Origin of the sequence: Flavobacterium frigidarium DSM 17623 (assembly GCF_000425505.1) — a bacterium.
Taxonomy (GTDB): domain Bacteria; phylum Bacteroidota; class Bacteroidia; order Flavobacteriales; family Flavobacteriaceae; genus Flavobacterium; species Flavobacterium frigidarium.
In genome coordinates this window covers 338,001-348,241 of sequence record NZ_AUDO01000004.1, presented here as the reverse complement: position 1 = coordinate 348,241, position 10,241 = coordinate 338,001, and the positions used below count along the sequence as shown (strand labels likewise).

Here is a 10,241-nt window from a genome sequence, read left to right as displayed (position 1 = left end):
ATGCCTAGACTTGGTGGTAAGAAATCATATCATTTATTGATAGATGATCTTAAATCAATGAAAATAGGGAGAGATAAGTTATTTGATATACTTAGAGCGAATCATTTACTAATTCAACCAAAGCGCAGTTATCACGTAACCACTAACTCTCATCATCGATTTAGAAAGCATCGCAACCTAATTCTAGGTTTAGAAATAAATAGACCCAATCAAGTTTGGGTTTCAGATATAACCTATATTGGAAAACGAGAAAAGCCGTGTTATTTGAGTCTAGTTACCGATGCATATTCTAAGAAAATAATGGGATATTATGTTGCTAACAGTATGAATACAGAAAGCAGTGTTAAGGCTCTAAATATGGCTATAAAGCAGAGAATGAGCAATGAAACACCATTTATTCATCATTCAGATAGAGGATTGCAATATTGTGCGAATGCTTATCAAAACACTTTAAATAAAAACGGAATACTACCAAGTATGACGCAAAACTCTGACCCATATGAAAATGCTGTAGCTGAAAGAATAAACGGAATATTAAAACAGGAATTCATGATTGATAAATACAATTTAGATTTAAACATCATGAGAAAAATTGTCAAAGAATCAGTCAATATATACAATGAATTAAGGCCTCATTATTCTAATTATATGCTGACTCCAAACAAAATGCATTTACAAAGTCAGATTAAAATGAGGACATATAAAACAAAAAACACTTGCAAAAACGTTTTTGCAAGTGTTTAATTAAATATTTTTGTCTAATAATCTGTATTGGTTATTCAGGACGAGACAAATAGTTTTTTTTTAAACAAATAAAATTTAATGTGATCAGAGTATTCAAGTTCGATTGAGTGTTGAAATTTAAGAGTACTGAGATTATGTGGGAGTCCCGATAGCTATCGGGAGTCGTCGCCTTTCTTTAAAGAACCCTTATCCTAATCGGATACGGGTTTTTTCGTATAAGAGTTTTTTGAAAAAGATAATAGATAAAATGTAATACAGACAAAGTAGTTAAGCCCGCCGGAGTTCCAATACTTCGGGAATACTTTTATTATGTGGGAGTCCCGATAGCTATCGGGAGTCGTCGTCTTTTTTCAAGAAACCTATTCTTAACGAAAGAGTTTGTTCACTTGAAAGTTGTATAATGCAGGGTAGTTAACTGTTCTTCTTGAGTTCTAGTCCTCAATCGAAAATTCTATTTTATATCATCATGTAGAGTCTGTTTTTATATGTAACTTATTTTGATATTAATTCTAAATCTTGCTAGCTGCTATAAGTAAGTTTTAGAAATTTTTCAAACGTAATTGATTGCATTTTTTTACTTTCTCATCCTAATATTTGTTGGTAATTTTGTTTTGTTAAATGCGTGAGGGATAGAAATGGTATCCTTTTATTTTGTTTACTCTATATTTAGGTAAATAATATAAAAGATAAAACGGATAGCCCGACCTATAAGGTCACGCCCCAGTTCTTTAACTTTTTTATACAATTTCTGCTTCTCCTTTCAGATTATTAAAATTTAATCAAATTAGGCATAAATTAATTTTACCGTTTGTCTTTGTTAAGGGCGAACTCAATTTTCTGCAGATATATTAATTTTTCGATCTAAAGTTCAATCATTTTATTTGGGCTAGTACCTAACATCATTTCACCTCAATCTGAAACAAGATTTGACGGATTATAAATTTTTATCTATCTCATATTTTATATTGTTCATACGGTTGCTTATACAATTGTAAGTTTTATATATTTTTTTTTGATAGTCCCATTTTAATTTTACTTATAATTTGTCCAGTTATAACAATATAGTTCAAATTCCTCAGTCTTTTCAAGTTCTAGAAGCAGTTTTAATGCAGTCAATTATTTAAATTTTAGATATTTCCTCGTGTAATTTTCGACCAAGGATTTAATTTAATAATGAAAATTATAGAACTTCTTTTACTTGAGAACTGAATGCAGTTTGTCATCAAAGATTTCAACTCAGATTTTAATGAAAATATTTCTTTCCATATGATGTATTTCTTTTCGTAATTAAGCAAGCGTATGAGTATGTTCCATTTTAATTTCCGGCCTAATATTGCTGACAGCTTTGTTGTGTTTTCCGTATTAACTTAATATTTTCCTGAACTGTGGTGATTTAATAGGTTTTGAATTATAGAATAATTTTGATTTTAAAATATGGGAACAATTATATTATGGAATCTTAATTACACGATAGATTAGGTGTTATAATTTTAAATGGACATTTTGAAACTTATAGATTTTTAATAAGCTCCTTCTATTCTAGTTCATTTTTCTAAATCTAATTTTATCTTTTTACATTAAGTAAATTTTGCGGACGTCTATATATTATAAATATTTTAACAGTGCTAAATTTAAAAAATAACTTTGATTTTGTAGCTTTATACTTAAGATAATAATAAAATAATGTAGTTTGTCGATTAAATGTACGTTTAAACGATAAAAGTTTATATATTTGACAACAGACAAACATTATTAATCAGTCGGAGAATTTAAAACTTTAAATTCTTTAACGTTTAAATATAAATATTATGAAAGCAAAATTACTTAGTTTATTATTATTAGGATCAGTTATTTTTACTATGAATTCTTGTTCATCTGATTCAAGTGAAGGTGCAGTTACAGCTAACGCAATTGCAAAATCAAAAGAAGTTTCTACCTATATATATAGTGCAGAAGAATTGAAAGCGATGGAGCTAATTAACGAATACAGAGTTAGTGTAGGTTTAAATGCATTGAAAACAATCAACCATATTTCTTTCAAATCTGAGGAGCACGATTTCTACATGATTAGTAATAATGTCGTTAATCATGACGATTTTGTTGCACGTAGTCAAAATATAATCGAAGTTCTTGATGCTAGCAAAGTAGGTGAGAACATAGCTTATAATTACAACACACCGGAAGGAGCTTTAAAGGCTTGGTTGAATAGTGAATCACACAAAAAAAATATTGAAGGGAACTTCACTCACTTTGGACTTGCAATTAAAAAAGACAGTGTTACTGGTAAGAAATACTATACTAATATATTTGCTAAAATTTAGGTTTATGTTTGGGTTAAATCATAATTATTAAATAATGAATTGCTTTCATATTTAAGGAGCCAGTCAAAACAAGTTTGTTTTTACTGGCTTTTATTTTTACATAAATTGATTGTACCCCTAATTACTTCATTATGTTGGACTTAATATGCTTTAGCTGAGTGGTGTTATTTTTTTTTCAAAAATATTCTCTAATTATATTTTTTAAGTGAAATAAATGTTTAAATTTGCACTCGCAATCAGTAATGGTGGCAATATATTGGAGAAATGGCAGAGCGGTCGAATGCGGCAGTCTTGAAAACTGTTGACTGTAACAGGTCCGGGGGTTCGAATCCCTCTTTCTCCGCGAAAGAAACCCGAAACGTAAGTTTCGGGTTTTTTGTTTTTATGGTATCACCTGAGTTTGCTATTGTGAATTAGATTAGAACTAAAAAATAAATTATAAATTTATTTTTGGTTTGGTTGTTTGGTAAGCTTCTTACTTGCAATAATGAAATATCGTATAGCTTTCCTAAAAGGAATTTGAGACGTTAATTTCGAGATCTAGATTTTCAGCGTTTTTGGAATCTGTATTTGTTTGAATTCAAATGTCATTTGTACGTCAATAATACTCTTGTTTAAAACAGCTTTAGAAATATGATGAAGTTTCATTGTATCGGACATTGATTGCTGTATCGTTTTATTTTTAGGAATTCTAATTTCTTCTCGTATTATAGTTTTATCTATTGGTTTATTTATTATCATCTTTTATAAACATCGCTTATTCTAAGTTTATATGTTTTGCTATCTTTAACAATATTTAAAACTACTACTAATGAATTTGTTCGAAATTATAAAATCGAGGCGGTCTATAATGCCTAACCAATATAATGACAAAATTATTTCAAAGGATAATATTAAAAAAATACTAAATGCTGCAAATTGGGCTCCAACCCATAAACGTACCGAACCCTGGAGGTTTAAAGTTTTAACAGGTAAAAAGAAAGAGGAACTAGGTCTGTTCTTAGCAAACAAGTTTAAAAGTACAGCTTCTTCGTTCTCAGAATTTAAATTTGAAAAAATTAAAAATAATGCAAATAAAGCTAATGTTATAATCGCTATTTGCATGCAGCGCGATGTTAAACAAACTTTGCCAGAGTGGGAGGAGATAGCTGCAGTAGCTATGTCTGTTCAAAACATGTGGCTTATGGCAACAGAACTAGAAATAGGTGCGTACTGGAGTTCTCCAAATTTAATTTTGCATGCTAATGAATTCTTCGATCTAGAAGAAAATGAGACTTGTCTTGGATTCTTTTATATGGGGCACTACGATATGGCTCCTCCAGAACGAGAACCAGGGGGAATTGAAGAAAAAACGACTTGGCTAGAATAATAAATCAAAACTTATAAAATTATTTATGAAATCAAAATCATGCATTATTAATACCCTATTCTTTTTGATGATAAGTATTATTGGATACTGTCAAGCACCATTAAACAAGATAGCAACCGTCGATGAAATTAGTGATACTACCTTCGTGAATTTGAAGGACTATAGTTCTGATTTTATTTATGATATGAGATACGCTACTGATAATAATTTTTTGAAAGCTCAGGTTTATGATTGTGCTGAGTGTCTAATAAGGTATAAGACCGTGAAAGCTTTGATAAAAGCAAACAATGCTTTTATAAGAAAAGGGTTCCAAATCAAATTGTACGACTGTTATAGACCGCTAGATATTCAAAAACGAATGTGGACCATTGTACCTAATCCCAAGTACGTTGCAGATCCTAGTAAGGGTTCGATTCACAATAGGGGAGGTGCGGTTGATATCACCTTAGTAAATTTAGATGGTGAAGCGGTTCCTATGGGAACAGACTTTGACTTTTTTGGTATAGAGGCTAGTCATAAATATATTAACTTACCTACAGATGTAATTTCTAACAGAAAATTTTTAAAGAAAATTATGGCTGCTAGCGGGTTTCAGTCTTTTGATTCTGAATGGTGGCATTATAATCTAAAGTCAGCCTTAAAAGATCCCGTATCTAACGCCAAGTGGGATTGCAACTAGGTACTACGATTAGTAAAATGTGTTGTAAATAGATTATACTTTACTACAAATTATAACAATTTTATTCTCTAAGAAGTCAGTAGTAAAAAAGCTGTATCTATTTCCGCCATCTTTTATTTTCCATTTCTTTCTAATGTTTTCAACTGTCTCAGGAAAATTTCTAACAGTCACATTTGCTTGTGTGTTTTTTAAGTACGCACTCATGTTAGACTTATTGTATTGAAAACACTTCTCAATTTCGAAAACTCTTCCAGGAAAATCAATTAAAGATTCTGAGGTGTAAAGATGCGAATGTTTATGAAGTTTACTCAATTTAAATTGAGAGGCAACTTCTTCAAAACCTCCAGATTTCATTATAGCGCTGTTTGGTTCGTATAAATATTTTCGAGGAACATCGAAATTAAATGAGCTATTTTGTTCCCCCATAATAAAGCTGAAGGTATCAACTTTGTCTTTTGCAATATTTGCCGTACAAATTTCAGGAGAGCCTTCATATCCCTTATGAAGCTCCCAAAGTAGTTCTTTGACTTCATTTTCTAAAGCTACAACATGAATTTTCTTAACATTTTTAAGTTCATTTAATCCAGCTGTGAAATCTAAAAGGGGAGCTGTTTTAATTAGTATCGCCTCTGCTTTGTCAAAATAAAAATCTAGATTTTCGGGAACACTAGGTAAGCAGTCTTCTAACATAAACACCTTTCCCTTACTATCATTTCTGCGGGACGGATCAACATATATCCAAGAGTAATTTAAAGTGTTTTCTTTGAGTATATTTAAACTATCACCAGCTTTGCAGACTATATTTTTAACATCTAAACTTTTAAAATTATTCTGGACAACTTGAGATAATTGTTCGTTTATTTCGCAGTGTGTTACAGTATTAAACTTTTTCGAAAAATAGTAATCATCCACTCCAAAACCTCCTGTTAAATCAATTAGCGTCTCACCTTCGATTAAACTACTTTTGTAAGCAGCTGTTTTTTCTGAAGAGGTTTGTTCTACTGAAATCTTTGAAGGATAAATAATATCACTAGCAGCAAACCAAGTTGGTAATTTGTCTTTTGCTTTTGCTTTTGACTCTATTTGTGAAATGATTTTGATCCATTCTATCTCTGGAAACGGATTCTTCTGCAACGCTAATTTTGATACAGAAAAATTTATGTTTTCATTGATGAAATTTTGTACATCGTTAGATAATAGCGTTAAGCCCAAGATTAGATGTTTTTAGTTAACAATTGAATTACTCTACTTTCAGGGAAAAATTCCTTGGCTACTACTTTTAGTATTGTAAATAATGGTACTGCAATGATCATTCCCAGCACACCAAATAAAAATCCAGCAATTAATATCACCAGAAAAATCTCTAAGGGATGCGAACTAACACTTTTAGAAAAAATAATTGGTTGAGATAAATTGTTATCGATTACCTGAACTACCCAAAATCCAATTAAAACATATATTGTTGTAGGCAATATTTCGCTCTGAAAATCACTACCTAAATTAGCTAACATTGTTAAAACAGCGGCCAAAATTGATGCTATTAGCGGACCTATATATGGAATTATATTTAACACTGCACATAAGAAGGCGATAACTATAGGATTGGGAATTCCAAAAATTAGTAAAATAATCAAGTATAGAATAAATACAATAAACAGCTGCAATAAAAGCCCTATAAAATAGCGAGAAAGTAATTTGTTTATCTTCTCTATCGAATTCAAAATCTGTTCTTCATGACTATCAGGTATTAATTTTCTAGCTGTTGATAAGAATGATTTTCTATCTTTTAAAAAGAAAAAAGTAATAAATAATACAGAGGCTAATCCCATTCCAAAACTACTCAAAGTGGCTAAGATGGCATTTAAAAAATTGGGTATGAAATTAAAATTCAGTTTTGAAGTAATGTCTGCTTCTTGCATTATTTTGGCAGAATCAATGTGATGACGCTCTAGCCAGCGGGTAATTTGATTTATTAATTGTAAACTATTCTGTTCAATCTGAGAGGTGTTTAATAAAGATAAATTTTGCCCTTGATTAAGGATAAGAGGAATGAACATTATTATGAATCCACCAATGATGATTAGAAAGATAAAGACAGTTGCTATCGTTGCAAATGTGTTATTAAACTTAAAGCGCTTAATGAAGAAATCTAAAATTGGATATCCAATTAAGGTTAATATTAAAGCTACAATTAAATAAATTAAAACAGACTGAATTTGGTACAGAAAATAGAGTAATAACGCGGCTACCACGATTGTAAACAGTGCTCTTAAAATACCGTTTGATATTATTTTTGATGTAATCATTAGTTCCTTTTTGAAGGTATAAATATAAATAAAACTCGCTAACAAGTAGTGAGTTTTTAAAACATATGTTCAAAATAAATTAACTTCTAAAACCTTAATTAGTATGTTTAGTTACGTGGACTGTTTCTAACTAGTTCAAATTGTATTCTCAATATTTAAAAGATTGTTTTTCAATAATTAAACGGTACACTTACTCGAAAAACAGGACTTATATTTCGATAAAAACAGTTATGAAAGCATGCCCTTATTAAAGGAGAGTATATTTCTAACAATGAAACAAACTATTATTTATTATCACATTCTTAATTATTAAAAATGTAATTAATAATATTTGCTCCCATTTTTAGAGCTTTTTCTCTAACTTCAGGAGGATCATTGTTTACTGTTGGATCTTCCCATCCGTCTCCTAAATCACTTTCGTATGTAAACAATAAAACGAGTCTATTGTTCGAAAATATTCCAAAAGCCTGCGGACGTTTGCCATCATGTTCGTGAATTTTTGGTAGACCATTGGGAAAGCTAAATGGTTTTTGGAAAATAGCGTGACTGGCAGGTATTTCAACTAATTTTTGATTTGGAAACAACTTTTTTATTTCCTTGCGCACATATTGATTTAAACCATAGTTGTCATCTATGTGTAAAAAGCCTCCCGAATTAAGATAACTTTTTAAATTTTGCACATCAGTTGGACTAAAGACAACATTTCCGTGACCAGTCATGTGAATGAAAGGAAAAGAAAATAAATTAGGACTTGATGGTTCTACCGTTGCAGGTTTTGCCACTATTGCAGTATTGATGTTGTTATTACAGTAAGCGATTAAGTTAGTTAGCGAGCTAGGATTTGCATACCAATCGCCACCTCCGCTGTATTTTAATAGAGCGATTTCTTGAGCAAAGCTGCTGCAAGCACAAAGGAACAACAGTATATAAAACGCTTTTTTCACTATTAATAATTGTTAATGCTTATTTTTCATTGACAAAAACGATACTGTGGCAAGCAACTATCGCAGCTGTTTCTGTTCTTAAACGCGTATTTCCTAATGATACTGCAGTATAATCATTCTCTAGTGCTAATGCAATTTCTTTAAGTGAAAAATCGCCTTCAGGTCCTATTAATAAAGTGATATCTGTATCAGGTTTCAAAACTGATTTTAAAGTCTTCTTATTTTGTTCTTCACAATGCGCAATAAGTAATTGCCCTTTGTGCTTTTTCTTTAAGAACTCCTTTAATGAGATTGCATCATTTAATTTTGGCAGGTAAGCCTCGTTTGATTGCTTTAAAGCTGTTAAAATTATTTTTTCAAAACGTTCTTTATTGATCACTTTACGTTCAGATCGATCGCAAATAATAGGAGTAATTTCGTGAATTCCAATTTCTGTAGCTTTTTCAAGAAATAGCTCAAAGCGGTCATTCATCTTTGTTGGTGCAACAGCAAGATGTGTGTGAAAACCTGACTTTGGTTTTACTTCATAGCTTAAAACTGCTACAGTACATTTATTATCAGACGCTAACGTTATTTTGCATTCGGCAATTAATCCAATTCCGTTAGAAACGTATAAAATATCACCATCTTGTTTTCGCAAAACTTTGATTATGTGTTTGCTTTCTTCCTTATCGAATGAAAATTCCGTTGTTTGTTCGTTTATATTCTCGTTGTAAAATAATTGCATCTTTCTTAAAATTGTATTCTTGCTTTTGAAACTACTGCTGCAGATTCAAATTGTTGTGATAAAAACTTTTGATAACCTACAATTCCAATCATTGCAGCATTATCGGTGGTGTATTCAAATTTTGGTACAAATGTTTTCCATCCGTATATTGCTTCTGCTTCTTTCAATGTACTTCTAATGCCTGAATTTGCTGAAACTCCTCCTCCTATAGCGATTTGCCTAATTCCTGTTTCTTTGACCGCCAACTTTAATTTGTCCATTAAAATTTCGATAATAGTGTATTGGATAGAAGCACATATATCATTCATGTTTTCTGCGATAAAATCAGGGTTTTGCAGTTTCTGTTTTTGCACAAAATAGAGGATTGCTGTTTTTAAACCTGAAAAACTAAAGTCTAATCCAGGCACTTTTGGTTTAGTAAACTTGAATGCTTTTGGGTTACCAAGTTGTGCGTTTTTATCCACTAAAGGACCTCCAGGATAAGGTAAGCCTAAAATTTTAGCGCTCTTGTCAAATGCTTCGCCTACAGCATCATCAGTTGTTTCGCCTATAATGGTCATTTTAAAATAGTCTTCTACTTTTACAATTTGTGTATGTCCTCCGCTGATAGTCAATGCTAAAAAAGGAAAAGTAGGTTTGTCAAACCCTTCCTCATTTATAAAGTGAGCTAATATATGCGCATGCATGTGGTTAACAGCAATTAATGGAATTTGTAAAGCCAATGCAAATGATTTTGCAAAAGAACTCCCCACTAATAATGAACCCATTAAACCTGGCCCTTGCGTGAAAGCAACAGCGCTTAATTGCTCCTTTGTAATATTAGCTTTCTTAAGAGCAGCATCAATGACGGGGACAATATTTTGCTGGTGAGCGCGAGAAGCTAACTCAGGCACAACACCGCCATATTGTGTGTGAATAAGTTGATTTGCTACAACATTTGAGAGTACATTGTCGTTATGCAATACAGCTGCTGCGGTATCGTCACAAGAACTTTCGATAGCAAGAATAAAAACCTTGGGATTTTGCATAAAAAGGCACAAATTTTGAATTATATTTGACGAGCCGAATTTTATTTTTTTATTTTTACGGCGCAGCCAAAATTAAAGAATTTTTATTAAAGGCAGTGCCATTTATAAGGGCAAAATCACATT

General features: G+C 31.3%; 9 protein-coding genes and 1 tRNA gene. 5 read left to right on the top strand and 5 right to left on the bottom strand.

Features of this window, described 5'->3' with window-relative positions:
- The 5 genes from H603_RS0103810 to H603_RS0103785 form a co-directional block, all read left to right on the top strand.
- The coding region (locus tag H603_RS0103810) for an IS3 family transposase (RefSeq protein ID WP_026707334.1) at positions 1-744 on the top strand (744 nt) is incomplete at its 5' end.
- A gap of 1,808 nt (positions 745-2,552) precedes the next feature.
- Positions 2,553-3,065, top strand: a complete 513-nt coding sequence (locus tag H603_RS0103805; protein ID WP_026707333.1) for a CAP domain-containing protein — start codon at positions 2,553-2,555, stop codon at positions 3,063-3,065.
- A gap of 258 nt (positions 3,066-3,323) precedes the next feature.
- Positions 3,324-3,408: transfer RNA gene (locus H603_RS0103800), tRNA-Ser, on the top strand.
- A 468-nt stretch (positions 3,409-3,876) separates the two neighbouring features.
- Positions 3,877-4,434 (top strand): nitroreductase family protein, encoded by a 558-nt coding sequence (locus H603_RS0103790; protein WP_026707331.1) that lies wholly within the window; start codon positions 3,877-3,879, stop codon positions 4,432-4,434.
- A gap of 25 nt (positions 4,435-4,459) precedes the next feature.
- On the top strand, positions 4,460-5,113 hold the full coding sequence (locus tag H603_RS0103785; RefSeq protein ID WP_026707330.1) for a M15 family metallopeptidase: 654 nt from the start codon (positions 4,460-4,462) through the stop codon (positions 5,111-5,113).
- Positions 5,114-5,146: 33 nt separating this feature from the next.
- Here H603_RS0103785 and H603_RS0103780 read toward each other — a convergent pair whose 3' ends face one another.
- The 5 genes from H603_RS0103780 to tsaD form a co-directional block, all read right to left on the bottom strand.
- The gene (locus H603_RS0103780) at positions 5,147-6,325 is read right to left on the bottom strand and encodes a THUMP-like domain-containing protein (protein ID WP_026707329.1); all 1,179 of its coding nucleotides are present in this window, start codon (positions 6,323-6,325) and stop codon (positions 5,147-5,149) included.
- A 2-nt stretch (positions 6,326-6,327) separates the two neighbouring features.
- Positions 6,328-7,419, bottom strand: coding sequence for an AI-2E family transporter (locus H603_RS0103775; RefSeq protein WP_026707328.1), 1,092 nt, complete (start codon positions 7,417-7,419; stop codon positions 6,328-6,330).
- A 302-nt stretch (positions 7,420-7,721) separates the two neighbouring features.
- The gene (locus H603_RS0103770; RefSeq protein WP_035675285.1) at positions 7,722-8,363 is read right to left on the bottom strand and encodes a DUF4159 domain-containing protein; all 642 of its coding nucleotides are present in this window, start codon (positions 8,361-8,363) and stop codon (positions 7,722-7,724) included.
- A gap of 19 nt (positions 8,364-8,382) precedes the next feature.
- Positions 8,383-9,090, bottom strand: a complete 708-nt coding sequence (locus H603_RS0103765; protein ID WP_026707326.1) for a 16S rRNA (uracil(1498)-N(3))-methyltransferase — start codon at positions 9,088-9,090, stop codon at positions 8,383-8,385.
- Between the two features lie 5 nt (positions 9,091-9,095).
- A complete protein-coding gene (gene tsaD, locus H603_RS0103760; RefSeq protein ID WP_026707325.1) occupies positions 9,096-10,118 on the bottom strand; it encodes a tRNA (adenosine(37)-N6)-threonylcarbamoyltransferase complex transferase subunit TsaD in 1,023 nt (340 codons plus the stop codon).
- Positions 10,119-10,241: the final 123 nt, after the last annotated feature.

Coding starts and splice junctions, on each gene's coding strand:
- H603_RS0103805 (WP_026707333.1), top strand. CDS start 2,553: ATGAAAGCAAAATTACTTAGTTTATTATTATTAGGATCAGTTATTTTT.
- H603_RS0103790 (WP_026707331.1), top strand. CDS start 3,877: ATGAATTTGTTCGAAATTATAAAATCGAGGCGGTCTATAATGCCTAAC.
- H603_RS0103785 (WP_026707330.1), top strand. CDS start 4,460: ATGAAATCAAAATCATGCATTATTAATACCCTATTCTTTTTGATGATA.
- H603_RS0103775 (WP_026707328.1), bottom strand. CDS start 7,419: ATGATTACATCAAAAATAATATCAAACGGTATTTTAAGAGCACTGTTT.
- H603_RS0103765 (WP_026707326.1), bottom strand. CDS start 9,090: ATGCAATTATTTTACAACGAGAATATAAACGAACAAACAACGGAATTT.
- tsaD (WP_026707325.1), bottom strand. CDS start 10,118: ATGCAAAATCCCAAGGTTTTTATTCTTGCTATCGAAAGTTCTTGTGAC.